Origin of the sequence: Parasphingorhabdus sp. (genome assembly GCF_048269915.1) — a bacterium.
Classification (GTDB): Bacteria; Pseudomonadota; Alphaproteobacteria; order Sphingomonadales; family Sphingomonadaceae; genus Parasphingorhabdus.
In genome coordinates, this window is record NZ_JBLWTY010000001.1 from 820,013 (window position 1) to 838,769 (window position 18,757).

Here is an 18,757-nt window from a genome sequence, read left to right on the forward strand (position 1 = left end):
GTTGGTGTTAGTCCTGAATATGGTTTTGTGGAAGAGCTTTGATTGAGGATGGCGACAATGTCGTGCAGTGCGAACTACGCATTGCTATTCTGTCTGTTCCATCCGGCGTTTCATCCGTTCGCCAATGGTTCGCAGCTGGGGGAGCAGCGCGCCGAATTCCGACGCCATGATTCCCATCATCGCGGTTCCCTGGCGCATCTTGTCCTCCGCATTGCGATCAAAATCCGGATCGTCGCGCCGCGCCAAATCTCCCAGCGTGGCATTGGGATCAATCGCCGCAAAATCATCATCTCGGCGCAGCTCTGGCGGGATCGCTTTTCCCATAACGCCTGCAAATTGGCCGATGGGAAGGTCCATCATCGTCATCATGAAGCCGGACATCATCGAGACCATATTGTTCTGAAACGTCGGGTCATTGAGTTTCCGGATCACCTCTCCTTCTTCCCCATGGTCCTGTGCGAGCGCTGGGCCAGCGAAACCAAGGGCTAAGGAAGCAAGGGGCAAAACCAAAAAATTGCGCATGATAAACTCCGTCCGTTGTTCATTGCGCTCGGTTTAGATTAACACTGCTGAGCCCGATCTGAACCAGGATGGCATTGATGTAAACAAGTGCAACAAGCGCCAGACTATTCCGCTGCTTCGATCACTTTCTTGTCCGAAAGCGGATGTTCAATCCGGTTCACCATCTCTTTTGGACAGACCTGCCAGAAGCGATCCCGCCAGCGATCCCAGTCGCGCAGGATCGCTTCGGACCATTTACTGTCCGTGGTCTTGTGGTGCCGCTCGATCAAAGCCAGCAGATGCGCTTCCCAATAAGCACTGTCGAGCCGCTGCCAGACGATGTTCTCGCCATTGGCCTGTTTTTCGAAATCGCCTTCGGTGTCGAGAATGAAGGCCATGCCGCCGGTCATGCCGGCGCCGAAATTGCTGCCCACCGAGCCGAGGATGACGGCATTGCCGCCGGTCATATATTCGCAGCCATTGGCGCCGCAGCCCTCGACCACGACATCGGCGCCGCTGTTGCGCACGGCGAACCGCTCGCCCGCCTGTCCGGCTGCGTATAGCTGCCCGGCGGTGGCACCGTAGAGCACGGTATTGCCGATGATGGTATTGGCCTTGCTGTCGAGCGGGGAACTGACCATCGGGCGGATGACGATCTTGCCGCCACACAGGCCCTTGCCGACATAGTCATTGGCATCGCCGAATATTTCCAGCGTGATCCCCTGGCAGAGAAAGGCGCCGAGTGACTGGCCGGCGGACCCGCGCAGACGGATATGGACATGATCCTCATTCAAAGTGCTCATGCCGTATTTCGCCGTGATCTCGGCGGAGAAACGGGTACCAACGGCGCGGTGGGTGTTGCGCACTGTATAGGTCAGTTGCATTTTTTCCCGCCGCTCGAACACCGGCCGGGCATCGTCGATCATCTCCGCGTCGAGACTGTCCGGCACTTCGTTGCGCGGCGTGTCGATATGGAAGCTGCGCTGGTCATCCCGTGCATCGACCTTGGCAAGGATCGGGTTAAGGTCGAGATCATCCAGATGTTCTGCGCCGCGGCTCACCTGTCGCAGAAGCTCGGTGCGTCCGATAATCTCGTTGAGCGAGCGATAGCCCAGGCGTGCCAGTATCTCGCGCACTTCTTCCGCCATATAGGTCATCAGATTGATTACCTTTTCGGGCGTACCGGTAAATTTCTCGCGCAGGCGTTCGTCCTGCACGCAGATACCCACCGGGCAGGTGTTACTGTGGCACTGCCGTACCATGATGCAGCCCATGGCGACGAGACTGAGCGTGCCAATGCCGAATTCCTCGGCACCGAGTATTGCGGCGATGACAATGTCCCGGCCGGTCTTGAGACCGCCATCGGTACGCAATTTAACCCGGTGGCGCAGACCGTTGAGGGTAAGCACCTGATTGGCTTCCGAGAGTCCCATTTCCCAGGGGGTACCGGCAAATTTGATCGAGGTCTGCGGGGCTGCTCCGGTGCCGCCGGTATTGCCGGAGATCAGGATGATATCGGCATGGGCCTTGGCCACGCCCGCTGCAATCGTCCCGATCCCTGCCGACGAAACGAGTTTCACGCAAACCTGCGCGCGCGGATTGATCTGCTTGAGATCATAGATCAGCTGGGCGAGATCCTCGATCGAGTAGATATCGTGATGCGGCGGCGGCGAGATGAGCGTCACGCCGGGCGTCGAATGGCGTAATTTCGCGATAAATTCGGTGACCTTGAAACCCGGGAGCTGACCGCCTTCACCAGGCTTGGCGCCCTGGGCGACCTTGATTTCAATTTCCTCGCAGGCGCCGAGATATTCCGAGTTCACGCCAAAGCGGCCGGAAGCCACCTGCTTGATCGGGCTTGAGGCATTGTCGCCATTTTCATAAGGCTTGTAGCGGCGCTTTTCTTCGCCGCCCTCGCCCGACACGGATTTCGCTCCGATCCGGTTCATTGCAATAGCGAGCGTCTCGTGCGCCTCGGGGCTGAGCGCGCCGAGCGACATGCCCGGCGTGTTGAAACGCTTGCGGACTTCCGTGATCGCCTCGACCTCGTCGATTGGCACCGGCACCGGTGCATAGTTGAACTCCATCAGGTCGCGCAGATAAATTGGTTCCAGCTCGCGCACAGCTTGCGAAAATTGGAGATAGGTGGAATAGCTGTCATGCGCGACCGCCGATTGCAGAAGATGCATCAAATGGGCGCTATAGGCATGGGCTTCGCCGCCATCGCGCTGCTTGTAGAAACCTCCGACCGGCAAGCGCACGACGGCCGGTTCAAAGGCTTCCTCATGCTTTTCCTGCGCGTTGATGAACAGCGAGGCATAGCCCTCGCCGGATATTTTGCTCGGCATGCCGGGGAACAGGTCGTTGCATAATGCCCGTGACAGGCCGACGGCTTCAAAATTATAGCCGCCGCGATAGCTGGAAATAACCGCAATACCCATTTTCGACAGGATCTTGAGCAAGCCATCATCGACTGCTTTTTTGTGCCGTTCGAGACAGGCATCCAGCGTCAGGTCACCAAATAAACCACGGCTGTGGCGGTCGGCGATGGCCGCTTCTGCCAGATAGGCATTGACCGTGGTCGCACCGACGCCGATCAGCACGGCGTAGCAATGGGTGTCGAGACATTCGGCCGCCCGGACATTGATTGAGGCATAGGACCGCAGCCCCTTGCGGACGAGATGCGTGTGCACGGCGGCGGTCGCAATAACCATCGGGATTGCCATCCGGTCTTCGTCAATATCCTCGTCGGTGAGGAATATCTCGGTCTTGCCGGCCCGGACCGCCTGCTCCGCTTCCGCCCGAATCCTGGCCAGCGCGTCGCGCAGCTCGATCGCGGCGCCGGTGGTGCTCATGGTGCAGTCGATCCCGGCGACGGCATCCCCAAAGCCCAGTTTCAGCCGCTCCCACAGAGCGCAGCTGAGCACCGGACTTTCCAGCACCATGACATCCTCATTCTGGCTGTCCTGCTCGAGGATATTGGCCAGATTGGAAAAGCGCGTGCGCAGACTCATCACATGGCGTTCGCGCAGGCTGTCGATCGGCGGATTGGTGACCTGGGAAAAATTCTGGCGGAAAAAATGGCTGACCTGGCGCGACTTCAGGCTGATCACGGCAAGCGGTGTATCATCTCCCATTGAGCCGACCGCTTCCTTGGCGTCCTCGACCATCGGCGCGAGGATCATTTCCATATCCTCCAGCGTATGGCCCGCAGCGGTCTGGCGGCGGATCAATTCTTCCTTGGAAAAGCCCATGCCGGATAGTTCCGGTGCCGGGGGCAGGTCGTCGACGGTCTGGAATCCCTTGACCAGATCGGCATAGGGTTCCTCGGAGGCAATCCGGTCCTTGAGTTCGCGGTCCTTGAACAGGACGCCTTCGTCAAGGTCGACCGCGATCATCTGGCCGGGGCCGAGGCGGCCCTTCTCGACAATCTGGCTTTCCGGCACAACAACCATGCCCGATTCAGAACCGATGATCAGCAAATTATCGGCCGTGCGCGAATAGCGCAGTGGACGCAGGGCGTTGCGATCAACCCCGGCGACGGCCCAGTGGCCGTCGGTCATCGCCAGCGCAGCAGGGCCGTCCCACGGCTCCATCACGCTGGCCATATATTCATACATCGCCTGGTGCGCCGGATCGATATCCGGATCATTCTGCCAGGCTTGCGGGACCAGCATGATTTTGGCGGTCGGCGCATCGCGGCCGGACCGGCAGATGGTTTCGAACACCGCATCGAGCGCCGCCGTGTCAGACGAGCCTGCCGGGATCACCGGCTTGATGTCCTCGCTGTGATCACCGAAGGCAAGGCTCGCCATCTTGATCTCGTGGCTCTTCATCCAGTTCTTGTTGCCGCGAATGGTATTGATTTCGCCATTATGGGCCAGGCAGCGGAATGGCTGCGCCAGCCACCATTGGGGAAAGGTGTTGGTCGAATAGCGCTGGTGGAAAATCGCTACGCGGCTTTCGAACCGGTCGTCGTTCAGGTCAGGATAGAAAACCGACAGGGATTCGGCGAGAAACAGACCCTTGTAGATGATCGAGCGGCAGGACAGGCTACAGATATAGAAATCCTGAATCTGCGCCGCGATCACCTTTTTCTCGATCCGGCGGCGGATGAGGTAGAGATTCTTCTCGAATTCGCGGGCGTCCTGCCGGTCCGGCATTGGTCCGGCGATCATGATCTGCTCGATCTCGGGGCGGGTGTTCTGCGCTTTCGGACCGATCACCGACACATCCACCGGCACCTGACGCCAGCCGTAAATCGTATAGCCGGACTCGATGATTTCGGCCTCGACAATAGTGCGGCAGCTTTCCTGCGCGTTGAGGTCGGTGCGCGGCAGAAAGATCATGCCGACGGCCAGCCGGTTGGGGCGGACCTTGTGGCCGCTGTCGGCAATCGCATCGTCGAAGAATCGCTCGGGCAGATCGACGTGCAGGCCGGCCCCGTCCCCGGTCTTGCCATCGGCATCGACCGCGCCCCGGTGCCAGACCGCTTTCAGCGCATCAATGGCCGAGGACACGACCCGCCGCGACGGCTTTCCGTCGGTTGCGGCAACCAAGCCGACGCCGCAGGCATCGGTTTCATATTCCGGCCGGTACATGCCTTCGCGCGCGAGGCGTTCATGTTCGGGGGTGGGAAATTGCAGGGTCATCGATATTCTCTCTTCAGCCGGTTCTCGGCGCTGACTTGCGCAGGTTCCAGCGTGTTATTCACTCAAGTCCATGCCGGTAAACTCTTCCAGAACCCTGATCGTGAGGTTCTCCAGTTCGGCGTCATGATCCGGGTTGTCTTCGTTGGTCCACTCCGCTTCGATCATCAGTGACTTCGGCTTCAGGGCTTCGATCTTGGCAAATGCCGATGTTGCGGAAAATTGCATCAGGACCGATCGGTCCGCCAACTCCATTGCAGAAACAGATTGCGCCGCACTATTCTGATTCATCGCCTCCAGATCCTTGTCACTCACCTGACTGTCGCTATCGGCGATGGATTTCCGGATGATTTGTGACAGGTCCATATTTGATTCCATTATCGCGTTGATGCGGGAGTAGGCGGGGCTGGAATACCATTCTGTTGCAACGGCTATTTCTTCCGCGGTCATTTTTTCGGCATAGAGCCTCGCAAGGCGCTCGATCAGCGCAGGCATGGTTTCTTCTGTTTGCCGGATTGCAACGGGGACGAATGTATCGACCATTGCGACAGTCACGCCGGGAAATTCCTGTTCGAGTTCCTGAAAGTCTGCATCTTGTGAAAAGCCCTGCAGAATCTGGTCGTGCATCACCTGCTTTGCTGCCGCGCTCAGCTTGACCCCGCCGACCGACAGGCTGGCCATATTATAGGCTGCTTCAAAATGGCTTGATGCAATGGAATGCGTGGCTGAGGCAGCGGCTTCCGCCGTAGTGGTCTGGGCCCAGGCCATTTGTCCCGAAAGGGAAGTGATAGCCAGGAACAGGAATACAAAGGTTGGTTTCACCCGCCTCATGCCGCAACCCTTTCTGCCATCTTTTTCTCCTTCAGAAACCGGTGCATATGCTCGGTCACATCGCGGCCGTCCCTGATGCCCCAGACGACCAGGCTGGCGCCGCGGACAATGTCACCGGCGGCAAACACGCCTTCCAGATTGGTCATCATCGACTTGTGGTCGACGCGTAATGTGCCCCAGCGCGTGACCGACAGGTCGGGCGAATCAAACAGTCGGGGCAGGTCTTCCGCGTCAAAGCCGAGCGCCTTGATCACAAGGTCCGCTTCGACGGTAAAATCGCTGTCCGGTTCCACTTCGGGGGAGCGGCGGCCGCTGGCATCGGGCGCGCCGAGCCGCATTCTGTTCGCCCGGACCGCGGTGACATGATCGGTGCCCTCGACCGCTTTGGGAGCGGACAGCCAGACAAATTCGACACCCTCTTCCTCGGCATTGCGCACTTCATTCTGCGAACCGGGCATATTGGCGCGGTCGCGGCGGTAGAGACATTTTACCGACTTGGCGCCCTGTCGGATCGAGGTGCGGACGCAGTCCATCGCGGTATCGCCGCCGCCGATGACGACGACATTCTTGCCCTTGGCGTTGAATCTCCCATTGTCGAAATCCGGCACATCGTCACCGAAGCTCTTGCGGTTGGAGGCGATCAGGAAATCGAGCGCTTCCTCGACCCCCGGCGCACCAACGCCCGGCATCTGGATTGCGCGCGCCTGATAGACACCGGTCGCGATCAGGATCGCGTCATGCCTGTCGCGCAATTTTTCGAGCGTCGCATCCCGGCCTACCTCGAAATTCTCATGGAACTGGATACCGCCGTCCTTCAGCCGCTGCACCCGCCGCATGATCACATGTTTTTCCAGCTTGAAGCCGGGAATACCATAAGTCAGCAGCCCGCCGGCGCGGTCGTGGCGGTCATAGACATGCACATCATAGCCGGCGACGCGCAGATATTCGGCGGCGGTCAGGCCGGCTGGTCCGGCACCGATGATGCCGACCGACTGGCCCTTGGGGCGACCCGGCTGCAGCGGTTCGACCCAGCCTTCTTCCCAGGCGGTGTCGGTGATATATTTTTCGACCGAGCCGATGGTGACCGCGCCATGGCCGGAAAATTCGATCACGCAATTGCCTTCGCACAAGCGGTCCTGCGGGCAGATGCGGCCACAGATTTCCGGCATGGTCGAGGTCAGGTTCGACATTTCATAGGCTTCGCGCAACCGGCCCTCGGCGGTCAGGCGCAGCCAGTCGGGGATATGATTGTGCAACGGGCAATGGACCGAACAATAAGGCACGCCGCATTGCGAGCAGCGTGCCGCCTGTTCCGCTGCCTTTTCCGGTGCATATTTGTCGGCGATTTCCTGAAAATCTTCGGCGCGCAGTCTCGCTTCACGCTTTTCGGGATAGGCCTGACCGTCCTCGACAAATTTCAGCATTTCCAGTTTCTGCGGGCGTTTTGCCATGCCAGATGCTCGTTTCCTGCAAGTGAAGATTATCAGCTACCGCCCTCCTGTGCGGGGCGGGCAAGAAGAAATAGCCAAAAAGGGGTCGGGAGTCACGCACAAATTCGATTATAGGACAGCTATTATGACCTACTATTGGGTGGCGCCTCATCAAGCGCCATTGATGCCGGGCGGCTGCGGAATTATATGTTCCGTATCGGACCTATATTTCTTCGCGACATCCCCAATCCGAAACGCTATTGCGCGTCAAACCAACATATGGAACGCCCATGACTTTCATTCAAATGCTGCTCCTCGCGATTGTGCAGGGCGTCACCGAATTTCTGCCGATTTCCTCTTCGGGCCATCTGATCCTCTTGCCGGTGTTCACCGGCTATGCCGATCAGGGGCCGATGATTGACATTGCCGTGCATGTCGGTTCGCTGCTCGCGATCATCACCTATTTCTTCAAGGATGTCTGGACGCTGGGTCGCGGCGGACTTGCGTCAATAGGTCTCGGACATGCTCCGGCTGAACGCCGCCTGTTCTGGTGGATCATCATCGGCACAATCCCGGCGGTCATTGTCGGCCTTTTCCTGAAGACTGGCGGCTATCTTGACGGATTCCGCAGCACCACCCTGGTGGGCGTCAACCTGATCGTCTATGGCGTCTTGCTTGGCATAGCGGACCGGTTGGGGCGGCAGGTCAAGACATTCGAGAATTTGACGCTGAAAGACGGTATCATTGTTGGGCTCGCCCAGGCGCTGGCGCTGATCCCGGGCACCAGCCGTTCGGGCGTAACGATGACAGCAGCCCGTTTCCTTGGCTATAGCCGGGTGGAAGCGGCGCGCTTTTCTTTTCTGCTGTCGATACCGGCAGTGGCCGGGGCCGGGGTATTGATCATTCCTGATCTGATGGGGGCCAGCACCGAGCTGCTCCAGGAAGCGCTTATAACCGGCACGATGACCTTTCTTGCGGCGCTGGCGACCATGGCCTTTCTGATGCAATTTTTGCGCAAGGCGTCGATGATGGTTTTTGTTGTCTACCGGGTGGCAATGGGCATTGCACTGCTCGCCTTATTCTAGCTCGTTTTTAGCTGGCTTTGGCGCGCGCACCAAATCGACCGTGCGCGGTATATTTCTCCATCCATCCGCTGGTCACCGCAGCGATCGGGGTCGGTGCGACACCAAAAGCGTTCAGGCCCTTGGCACCTGACGAAACGACATTATCTTTCTGCAGCATCATATATTGATCCGCAGTGATCGGCGCCCCCGGGAGCGGTCCGAGTATAGTGGCCATGATCTTGGCGGCGAAAGCCGGAACCTCGACAAATACCGGATCGCGACCGGTCATCGACGCGATGCGCCGGTTGAGGACGCCCATGCTGACCACCTCAGGCCCGCCCAGTTCGAATGTCTGGCCGGCATAAAGTTCCGGATGGCTCAGCGCTTCGGCGGCTGCATCGGCGACATCTCCGACAAAAATGGGCTGGAATTTGGTGGCGCTACCGATGATCGGAACAATCGGCAGAAACTGGATCATTGCGGCAAAGCGGTTGATGAATTGATCTTCCCGGCCAAAAACAATCGAGGGTCTGAAAATAATCGCGTTCGGGAAAGCCTTTAAAACCGCCTGCTCGCCTTCACCCTTGCTCCGGCCATAGCGTGACTCAGATGCGGTATCCGCGCCAATTGCCGACATGTGCAACAAAGACCGACATCCCGCTGCCGCGGCTGCCTCGGCAATATTCCGCGCGCCGGCGACATGGATGCGCTCGAAATCGCCCTTCAGGATGCCGACCAGATTGACCACCGCATCGCAGCCATGAACCGCGCGGGCAATGCTGTCCGCCTTGGTCACGTCAGCACTGACAAGTTGCGTCTGGCCGAGATTGCCCAATGGTTTGATATGCATGGCATTCTTGATATTGCGCTCGGCGATGCGCAGCCGCGCGCCGCGAGCCAGCAGGGATTGCGCGATATAGCGACCAAGAAAGCCGCCGCCGCCAAATATGCAAATCAATTTTCCGTCGAGATCCATGTCCATTTTCCACCCATGCGTTGGTTTCTGCTTCGCCTCTGCCCCAGCGCGGCGGACGACGCAACAGCGGATTGTCCGTACAGACTAGCATATTTTGGTCAACAGCGCCGCGCTTTTGCGCGAGGTTCACGATGACGGCCAGCGATGACGCGCCATGGCCCATATGAATCATTGACAGCGGAACCACGAACCGGCTAATCGCCCGCCTCTATCAGGCAGCATTGACTTGAACGCTGCTTGCATGGGCCCAGATGGCGGAATTGGTAGACGCGCTAGCTTCAGGTGCTAGTATTCGCAAGGATGTGGAGGTTCGAGTCCTCTTCTGGGCACCAGATATACGTTCGCAAGTGTTCGTCAAAGCTTGCAAAACCCCTGTAAAACTGCTAAAAATTCTCCTTAAATGACCGTTGACGTCCGCCCGTGTTCGTGTGCAATCACGATCTTTTGGGGGCCACGTTGGGGGCCATTGGTATTTGAACCAATAGGAGTGGCCCCCAGATGGCGTTAACGGATACAGCGATTAAAGCAGCTAAACATGGCCCGAAACCCATCAAGCTTTTTGATGAAAGAGGGCTGTTCTTGCTGCTTCAGCCTAGTGGCGGAAAGCTTTGGCGGCTCAAATATCGAATATTGGGTAAGGAAAAGAAGCTTTCGTTGGGCGTCTATCCAGATGTTACATTGAAAGAGGCCCGGAAAAGGCGCGACGAAGCAAGGACGTTGCTGGCAAACGGAGCGGACCCTGCAAGCGTCAAGCTTGAACAGGCAAGGTCAGCCAAACGAAATGCAGCGAACACGTTTAAGGCAATTGCCGACGAATTTATCGACAAATCGGCAAAAGAAGGCCGTGCGGCTGTTACGATCAAGAAAACGCGCTGGCTGTTGTCGCTGCTTGAAAACGATATTGGAAATCGACCGATAATCGACATCACACCAGCCGACTTGCTCGAATGTCTCCAAAAGGTTGAAGCTAAAGGACATTTGGAAACAGCACGCCGTATGAGATCGTTTGCTGGCAGGGTTTTCAGATATGCGGTGGCGACATCACGCGCGACCGCCGATCCTTCCAATCTGCTGAGAGGCGCATTGGTGGCACCCAAAGTGACGCACCATAGCGCGATAATAGAGCGAAAGGCCGTTGGCGAATTGTTGCGCGCCATCGATGGTTATCAAGGCCAGCCTCTGACATGCATCGCGCTAAAATTGACCCCCCATGTGTTTGTGCGTCCGGGTGAATTGCGACGCGCGGAATGGCAAGAATTTGATTTGGAAAAGGCAATCTGGACGATACCGGCCGAAAAAATGAAGATGCGCGACCCGCATGTTGTTCCACTTTCATTGCAGGCATTGGAATTGCTGGAATCCGCGAAAGTCATTAGCGAAGGGCAAAAATATGTTTTTTCCTCGCTCTATCCGGGTAATCGTCCGATGTCAGAAAATACAATCAATGCATCTCTTCGGCGGCTCGGGTATTCGGGCAAAGAAATGACAGCGCATGGATTTCGCTCAATGGCGAGCACATTGTTGAACGAATGCGGGAAATGGAGCGCGGACGCTATCGAGCGGGCCTTGGCCCATAAGGATGGCAATGCAACGCGCGGCGCATACCATCGCGGTAAGCATTGGGATGAGCGTGTTCAAATGGCGCAATGGTGGAGCGACTATCTAAAAACTCTGCGGGACGGCGGCGAGGTTGTACAATTTCCGAGTGTAACTCACAATTGAAACGACTGGCTTTCTAGTCGACAATTTAATATCAATATCTGGTGAACTCTGAACAACGCCAACAGATACGATTAATTCTCGCTGATGCTTTGTTGCGTGCCGAAAAGGATATCCGGGAAAAAGTCCGTCATCTTCACACTGATCATGCGGCGAAAGGCTGTTTGAATAGCGGCGCTACCCTCAAGCGACACGTCGAGATTTTTGATACTGTCGGTCAAAGTTATGTGTCTAGCACGCTGGACGCAATTGCGGATGTATCGATGGAAATCGAAGCTTTTGCTATATACGAAGAAGGCCATATGCAGCTTTCGACTATGATGATGCGAAACCTGAAAGACGACAAGATTTACGGGGTTTGCACAGCGGGAAATCCCAATTCCGCCGTCGCTAGCGCTATCAACCTTCAATTTTTATCGGTCGAGGGCCATTTGAAGCGCTTGAAAGATTTGCGGCGGTTTAGTTTCACTAGACCCGAACCAATTGAGATGGCGCGCTATGGTCTATCTGAAAAACGGTCGGCTTTGATTCCGAAAAACGAAGTGACAAAAAACAAGGGTGGTAGGCCAGCCGCCGAGCACTGGGATGAAATGTGGGCTACGATTGCCACGTTGCTTTACGAAGGCGACCTCAATCCAAAGCGACAAGCCGATATCGAAAAGGCCATGATGGATTGGTTGGAAAGTAACGGACATTCAGCGGCAGATAGTACTGTTCGAAAACGCGCGCGGTTGCTTTGGCAACGGCTGGACGTGGCTGAAAACTAGTTTCCGCTCCTTATCGCCTCTTATCGGCGGTAAACTATTCACGACGTCCGTAGAAACTGACTCCAGAACCCGCTTGAACGTGAGCGGTCAAACTGGAGAAAAGGTTATGGAACCCGTTACAATCTCAATTACCGGCGCGGCGAAAGCTTTGGGCTTGGGCCGCACATCAATTTATGTGCTTATCAAGGAAGGTCGGCTGGAAACGGTCAAATTTGGACGGCGGCATTTGATCAAGACCGCATCCATTCGTCACCTGATCGATAGCCAAGAGTAATTCCTATGCCCGGCAAGCGGATCAATCCGCGCCTTGCCAAGTTGCATCGCTCCTATTCTGTTGAAGAGGCGGCGCAAACGCTTCGTGTGCACAAAGGCTCAGTTCGGAACTGGATTAAGGCAGGATTGCCGACTGTGCACGAAACTCGGCCGATCTTGATACTAGGCAGTGAATTGCGCGACTGGTTGGAAAAGCGGCGCAAGGCTGCAAAGCGCCCATGCCCGCCCGGAACAATTTATTGCTTCAAATGCCGTGAACCACGTCCGCCAGCATTAGGCATGGTGGAATATGTGCCGATGAATGCCAAATCCGGCAATCTGAAGGCCATGTGCGCTGATTGCGAAACCTTCATGCACCGGCGGACTGCGCTGGCTTCAATCGAGGCCGTGATGCCAAATTTAGACGTTCAAATAAGGGAAGCACCGGCAAGCCTAATAGAGCGGACAGAACCTTCCCTAAATTGTGACAAAATGACGGAGCAATAAACCATGGCAAAGCACAACGCAGCAAACACCCGGATCAAGCGGGAATATTTCCAATATTTGAAAGAGGCGATGCGCCGGGATGAAAGCTCAATCGATACGGTTGCCAAGGCGCTTTCGCGCTTTGAAGAAGTCAACGGGCACAAAGACTTTCGCAAATTCCATAAGCAACAGGCGATGGCGTTCAAAAAGAAACTGGACACCCAAAATTCAGTGCAAACAGGTAAGCCTTTAAGCCGCGCTACCGTTCATTCTACGCTTTCGGCACTCAAAGCCTTTTTTATCTGGCTTGCTGGCCAGCCGGGTTACAAATCGAAACTGGCATATGATGATGCGCAATATTTCAATCTCTCGGACAAGGATGTCCGCATTGCCAAGGCCAGCCGTCAAAAGCCTGTTCCGACATTGGAGCAAATCCATCATGTTCTTGCGTCTATGCCAGCCGATAGCGACATCGAACTACGCAACCGCGCCCTGATAGCCTTAGCAATTCTTACCGGTGCGCGCGACGGTGCGCTGTCGTCGTTGCGGTTGAAACATATCGATCTCGCTGAAGGTGTTGTGCACCAAGACGCCCGAGATGTCCGCACAAAGGCATCCAAATCTTTTTCGACCTGGTTCTTCCCGGTTGGCGGCGATGCGCTGGAAATCGTAACCGGCTGGTGCGAGCATTTGCGCGATACGCTGCTTTGGGGGGAAGATGACCCGCTATTCCCCAAAACCGAAATTGGCTTGGGGCCGGAAGGCGGCTTTGTTCCTGTCGGCCTCAGTCGCCAAGGTTGGAAAAGCGCGGGGCCAATCCGAGATATTTTTAAGGCCGCGTTCGAAGCGGCTGGCTTGCCCTATTTCAATCCACACAGTTTTCGCCATACACTCGTTCAGCTTGGCGAACGGATTTGCACCACGGTGGAAGAATTTAAATCATGGTCACAGAATCTTGGCCACGAGCAGGTTTCAACGACATTAACCAGCTATGGCAGCGTGCCACCGCACAAACAGGCGGAATTGATCCGTCAACTTGGCAAACCTAAGGAAACGAGCAAGGACGACGAGCTAGCGAATAAAATTGCCGAACTCATGAGAGCACACAATAAAGACTGACACGAGTTAATGCCGCTTGGAACCCAGCCGAACATGATGCTAGGCACCATTCCTGATAAGGGAGTTTCAAAGCGTGCGGCAATCAAAGGTTAGTTTTGGTTTGAATTATGAAAGTAGCGAATGTCGCGTCTAACTGATCTGATTACCAAGGCGAAGGCCAAGGATGCCGATCTGGGGCGGGAGCTGGAGCGCGAGTTCAAGGCGCTATCTTCGCGCCGGTCGTTTGGGTTGAATTTTGAGCGGCACCGCCCGGAGAATGTTGAGCTTCCCGGTCGCCCGATCCGCAAGGGCGACAAGGTACGCATCCTGCCCGAACGCGGATCGACCAAGAAGGGCGATCAGCGGCTATGGAAGGTAACGAGCTTTGCGGGCAAGGGGGATGAGCGTATGGCCAGCCTGTCTCTGCTTTACACCGATGAGCCTGAGCAAGCCGAAGCGTCAGTTGCCGATCTGGTCGTAGTCGCCGAGTTTCGGGACTACATCTATCCCGGTCTTGTCAGCACCGGGAAGGTCGAGCGGGGCGAAGACAAGCCGTTTCACACGGTAATCAATGGCGAGAATTTTCACGCGCTGGAGGCGTTGACCTTCACCCATCGTGGCAAGGTGGATGTGATATATATCGACCCGCCATACAACAGCGGCGCGAAGGATTGGAAATACAACAACCGCTTTGTTGAAGGCGACGATCAGTATCGCCATTCCAAGTGGTTGGCGATGATGGAGCGTCGCCTCTTCGTAGCGCGGGAACTTCTGAACCGGGAATGTTCGGTGCTTATCGTAACCATAGACGAGAAGGAGTTCCTGCGGTTGGGATTGCTGCTGGAGCAGACTTTTCCTGACGCTAATATTCAGATGGTATCGAGTGTCATTAACCCAAAAGGGGCCACTAGGGCTTCAGAGTTCGGGCGGACTGACGAATATCTTTTCTTTGTAATGTTTGGGTCGGCCTCACCATCACCAACGCAGCTGGGCACTGAGTGGAAAGTCACAAACGACCGCCGCGCATCGAAGCTACGATGGGCAGAACTGTTAAGGTCTGGGTCGAACACCAAACGCGAAGACAGCCCTAATCAATTTTATCCAATTTTCGTTCTGAATGGCGAAGAAGGACCAGAATTTCATTCGGTCGGTGAGGCTAACTTCTCAGACGATTGGCATGAAGTTTCGCCCCCTGAAGGCTGCGAAGCTGTGTGGCCAATTCGGTCGGATCAGAGTGAAGGAAATTGGCAGAATAGCGCGGAGAGTCTTAGGGCCTTGATCAAGAAAGGGTATGCCAAACTGGGGAAATGGCGCGGTTCGTCTACTGCTGTCACTTACTTGAAAAAGGGCGAGCAGAAGAAGGTGGAGGCTGGAGTGTTCCCGATTATTGGCCACAGGCAAGATAATTCGATCATTGTAGATGATGCCGCCTATCAGCCTACGTTTATTCCGGGCACTCAATGGCGGATACCATCCCACAACGCAGAGCAGGGAGGCACGAACCTCCTAAAAAACTTCATTCCATCTCGAAAATTCCCATTCCCCAAGTCGCTGTATGCCGTTGAAGACACGCTACGCTTCTTCGTTTCTAAAAAGCTCAATGCAAAGGTCTTAGACTTTTTCTCAGGCTCCGGAACAACTGCCCACGCGGTCATGCGCTTAAACAAGCAGGATGGCGGAAGGCGACAATGCATCTCGGTGACAAACAATGAAGTTGGTGCAGATGAGCAAGCGAAGCTCCGCAAGGATGGGCTGCGCCCCGGCGATCTCTCTTGGGAGCAATGGGGTATTTGCGATTACATTACCAAGCCCCGCATCAATGCTGCGATCACAGGCCAAACCCCGGACGGCCAGCTTGTCAAAGGCGATTACAAATTTACAGACGAGTTTCCGATGGCCGATGGCTTTGAGGAAAATGCTGAGTTCTTCACGCTGACCTACGAAACGCCGGTTGCAGTCAGCCATAACCGTGCCTTCGAGCGCATCGCCCCGCTGCTGTGGATGCGCGCTGGGAGCGAGGGAAGCCGGATCGACAAACTGCCGACAAACGGCTGGGGCGTAGTCGATTGCTATGGCCTGCTGACCGATCTGGATCAGGCGGCACCCTTTGCCGAAGCGATCCACGGCAAGGACAGCATTCGCATCGCCTATATTGTCACCGATGATGAGCGGCGCTTCCAATCGGTCGTGCGGCAATTGCCCGAAACGGTCGAGCCGGTGCGGCTGTATGAATCCTATCTCACCAATTTTCGCTTTTCGATGGGGCGCTAGACCATGAAGTTCACGCTCAAGGATTATCAGGACGAAGCCGTGGCAGAAGTGCTTGACCGGCTGAAAAAGGCGCGCAAGCGCTGGCACGAAGACAAGGACTCGCACGCCTTTTCACTCACAGCCACGACCGGAGCGGGCAAGACCGTGATGGCAGCGGCTGTGTTCGAGTCGTTGTTCTACGGCAATGACGATCACGAGTTCGAAGCCGATCCGGGTGCGGTCGTGATCTGGTTCAGCGATGATCCGTCATTGAATGAGCAATCCAAGTGGCGGCTTTTTCAGGCGGCCGACAAGCTCACGGTTTCCGATCTGGTGACAGTCGAAAACACCTTCAGCCGGGAACGGTTCGATCCGGGGAAGGTCTATTTCCTCAACACGCAAAAACTGGGCAAGAAAAGTTTGCTGGTGCGCGGGCACGATCCTGATGATGAGGGGCTGGAAAAGACCGATTCGGGTGAGCGGTTGATGCCCGATCTGCGATCCCACACGATCTGGGACACGATCCAGAACACTATAGAAGATCCAGAATTGACGCTCTATCTGGTGCTAGACGAAGCGCATCGTGGGATGCGCGAGGGCGGTAATAGTGGTGTGCAAGGCAAGCCCACCATCGTAAAGCAGCTTATCAATGGCACCGGTGCCGTTCCTGGCATTCCGATTGTCTGGGGCATTTCCGCGACCGTGCAGCGGTTTAATGATGCCATGCAGGGGATGACGGGGCGCAGCACCCTGCCCAATGTTGAGGTAGATTCCAAAAAGGTTCAGGATAGCGGTCTGATTAAGGACACGATCAAGTTAGACGTGCCCGATGAAACGGGCGACTTCACGACCGTGCTATTGCGACGGGGGACCGAGCGGTTGCGTGCCATGTCGAAGGCATGGGCCGATTACGGCGCGGATCAGGGGCAAGGCGAAACGGTCCAGCCGTTGATGGTGCTTCAGGTGCCAAACAATCCCGATCCCAATGATATTGGGCGCTGGCTCGATACGATCTTCGAGACGTGGCCGGACTTGCCGCTAGACTGCGTTGCCAACGTGCTTGGAGAACACCGGACGGAGCTGTTTGGCAGTCACTCGGTGCCTTACATCGAACCGGAGCGGGTGCAGGAACGCGATGACGTGCGCATCCTGATAGCCAAGGACGCGATCAGCACCGGCTGGGACTGCCCGCGCGCCGAAGTGATGGTGTCCTTTAGGGCTGCGAGCGACCGGACGCATATCACTCAGCTGCTGGGCCGGATGGTACGCTCACCGCTGGCGCGGCGCATTCCGGGCAATGACCAGCTTAACGCGGTCGATTGCCTGTTGCCCAAGTTCGACAAGGTTGCGGTCGAAGCTGTTGCCAATGCCATCATGTCTGGCGGCGATGCTGAAGGTGACACTCCGCTGACGCGGGTGCTGATCCAGCCGGTCGACCTGTTGCCCAATCCTGCGATCCCGCAAGTGGTCTGGGACAAGTTCGTTTCCCTGCCTTCCCAATCCTTGCCAAAGAAGACCGCTCGCCCAGTCAAGCGGCTTACTGCTTTGGCCCACGAGCTGGCGCAGGACAGTCTTTTGCCCGATGCGGGCAAAGCCGCTCACAAGGCGTTGCACAAGGTTCTGGACGGGCTGCGCAGCGATTTGGCTGGCGACATTGCCAAGGCACGCAAGGACGTGATCACTGTCGAAGGTAAGACCCTGACAGCCGACATTGCTAGTGGGGGGACAAGTTTTGATGACTTCGTGGAGGCGGCCGACTACGCGGTTATCGAAGACGCGTATCGGCGGGCCGGACGGATCATCAGTCCCGATCTGGCCACAAGCTACAGCGAGCATCTGGCAAAGCAGAATGATAACGCAGAGGACGAAGAAGAGGCATTGATTGATGCCCATACCGACATTGCGGCTCTAGGGCTGATCGATGCGGTGAAAGTGCGGCTGGAGCAGGCGGCGGAAGCCTTGGCCAATGAATGGTTGAGCAAGTATCAGGCTGCTATCGCAAAGCTAAGTGATAAGCGCCAAGAAGCCTATCGGGAGATTAGTGAGCTAAGCGCCATGCCGTTTGATGTGCGGCTGGCGAAACCCGGCTCGCGGCTCCAGCCGTCCAAGGTGCTTGAAGGTGGGCAAGAAACCGATCTGCCCCGGTTCAAGTCACACTTGCTTTGCGATGATGCGAGTTTGTTCCCGGACCTTTTGAACGAGTGGGAAACCAAGGTTCAATCCGTCGAGATGGAGATACAGGGCCGTGTCGGCTGGTATCGAAACCCGCCGCGCACCAGTCAGGACTCGCTTGGCATTGTTTACGACTATGCTGGCAACACCGAGATTATGCGCCCCGACTTCCTCTTCTTTAGCGAACATGGGCCAGAAGGCATTGTGGTCGACATTATTGACCCGCACGGGGAGCATCTGGCTGACAGCCTGCCAAAGTTGCGGGGGCTTGCCGATTACACGGAAAAGCACGGAGCGCACTTTGGCCGCATTGAAGCGGTTGCCAAGGTCGATGGCAGCTACCGAGTGCTTGACCTAAAGACTGCGGATGTGAGGGAGCTGGTGCGCCGCGTGACTAGCGCGAAAGAAGCCTATCTCGATGCGTTGAGTGTCGTCTACGGAGGTTAGATGGGGGCCATATTGGGGGCCAACTTCAAAATCAAATTTAGATAAGTAATGTATATCAATAACTTATTTGATAAAATCGAGTCCTCTTCTGGCACCATTGGATAATGCTCCTGCG

Annotated in this window: 13 protein-coding genes and 1 tRNA gene; 9 read left to right on the forward strand and 5 right to left on the reverse strand. The window is 56.2% G+C overall.

All coding sequences use genetic code 11. From position 1 onward, the window contains the following. Nucleotides 1-84: 84 nt before the first annotated feature. From ACN0WX_RS03925 to ACN0WX_RS03940, 4 genes are all read right to left on the reverse strand, one after another. Nucleotides 85-522: a hypothetical protein gene (locus ACN0WX_RS03925; RefSeq protein ID WP_417620962.1), complete on the reverse strand. Its 438-nt coding sequence runs from the start codon at nt 520-522 to the stop codon at nt 85-87. Nucleotides 523-626: 104 nt separating this feature from the next. Further along, complete coding sequence (gene gltB / locus ACN0WX_RS03930) at nt 627-5,153, reverse strand: glutamate synthase large subunit (protein ID WP_417620963.1); 4,527 nt, start codon at nt 5,151-5,153, stop codon at nt 627-629. Between the two features lie 54 nt (nt 5,154-5,207). Continuing rightward, a complete protein-coding gene (locus ACN0WX_RS03935; protein WP_417620964.1) occupies nt 5,208-5,972 on the reverse strand; it encodes a DUF2059 domain-containing protein in 765 nt (254 codons plus the stop codon). Between the two features lie 5 nt (nt 5,973-5,977). Next, nucleotides 5,978-7,432 (reverse strand): NAD(P)-dependent oxidoreductase, encoded by a 1,455-nt coding sequence (locus tag ACN0WX_RS03940; RefSeq protein WP_417620965.1) that lies wholly within the window; start codon nt 7,430-7,432, stop codon nt 5,978-5,980. Nucleotides 7,433-7,701: 269 nt separating this feature from the next. Between ACN0WX_RS03940 and ACN0WX_RS03945 the strand changes: the two genes are divergently transcribed. Beyond that, the gene (locus tag ACN0WX_RS03945; protein ID WP_417620966.1) at nt 7,702-8,496 is read left to right on the forward strand and encodes an undecaprenyl-diphosphate phosphatase; all 795 of its coding nucleotides are present in this window, start codon (nt 7,702-7,704) and stop codon (nt 8,494-8,496) included. A 7-nt stretch (nt 8,497-8,503) separates the two neighbouring features. Here ACN0WX_RS03945 and ACN0WX_RS03950 read toward each other — a convergent pair whose 3' ends face one another. Continuing rightward, entirely contained in the window at nt 8,504-9,457 is a 954-nt protein-coding gene (locus tag ACN0WX_RS03950; RefSeq protein WP_417620967.1) for a complex I NDUFA9 subunit family protein, read from the reverse strand. A gap of 239 nt (nt 9,458-9,696) precedes the next feature. Here ACN0WX_RS03950 and ACN0WX_RS03955 point away from each other — a divergent pair. The 8 genes from ACN0WX_RS03955 (at nt 9,697) to ACN0WX_RS03990 (ending at nt 18,642) form a co-directional block, all read left to right on the forward strand. Continuing rightward, nucleotides 9,697-9,783: transfer RNA gene (locus tag ACN0WX_RS03955), tRNA-Leu, on the forward strand. A 166-nt stretch (nt 9,784-9,949) separates the two neighbouring features. Then, a complete protein-coding gene (locus tag ACN0WX_RS03960; RefSeq protein WP_417620968.1) occupies nt 9,950-11,173 on the forward strand; it encodes a tyrosine-type recombinase/integrase in 1,224 nt (407 codons plus the stop codon). A 41-nt stretch (nt 11,174-11,214) separates the two neighbouring features. Then, on the forward strand, nt 11,215-11,937 hold the full coding sequence (locus ACN0WX_RS03965; RefSeq protein ID WP_417620969.1) for a hypothetical protein: 723 nt from the start codon (nt 11,215-11,217) through the stop codon (nt 11,935-11,937). Nucleotides 11,938-12,043: 106 nt separating this feature from the next. Then, the gene (locus tag ACN0WX_RS03970; RefSeq protein WP_417620970.1) at nt 12,044-12,211 is read left to right on the forward strand and encodes a helix-turn-helix domain-containing protein; all 168 of its coding nucleotides are present in this window, start codon (nt 12,044-12,046) and stop codon (nt 12,209-12,211) included. 5 nt (nt 12,212-12,216) lie between these two features. Continuing rightward, nucleotides 12,217-12,696 carry a helix-turn-helix domain-containing protein gene (locus ACN0WX_RS03975; protein WP_417620971.1) on the forward strand — a complete coding sequence of 160 codons (480 nt, stop codon included), beginning with the start codon at nt 12,217-12,219 and terminating at the stop codon, nt 12,694-12,696. A gap of 174 nt (nt 12,697-12,870) precedes the next feature. Further along, entirely contained in the window at nt 12,871-13,794 is a 924-nt protein-coding gene (locus ACN0WX_RS03980; RefSeq protein WP_417620972.1) for a site-specific integrase, read from the forward strand. Nucleotides 13,795-13,914: 120 nt separating this feature from the next. Further along, the gene (locus tag ACN0WX_RS03985; protein WP_417620973.1) at nt 13,915-16,044 is read left to right on the forward strand and encodes a site-specific DNA-methyltransferase; all 2,130 of its coding nucleotides are present in this window, start codon (nt 13,915-13,917) and stop codon (nt 16,042-16,044) included. Nucleotides 16,045-16,047: 3 nt separating this feature from the next. Further along, the gene (locus ACN0WX_RS03990; protein ID WP_417620974.1) at nt 16,048-18,642 is read left to right on the forward strand and encodes a DEAD/DEAH box helicase; all 2,595 of its coding nucleotides are present in this window, start codon (nt 16,048-16,050) and stop codon (nt 18,640-18,642) included. Nucleotides 18,643-18,757: the final 115 nt, after the last annotated feature.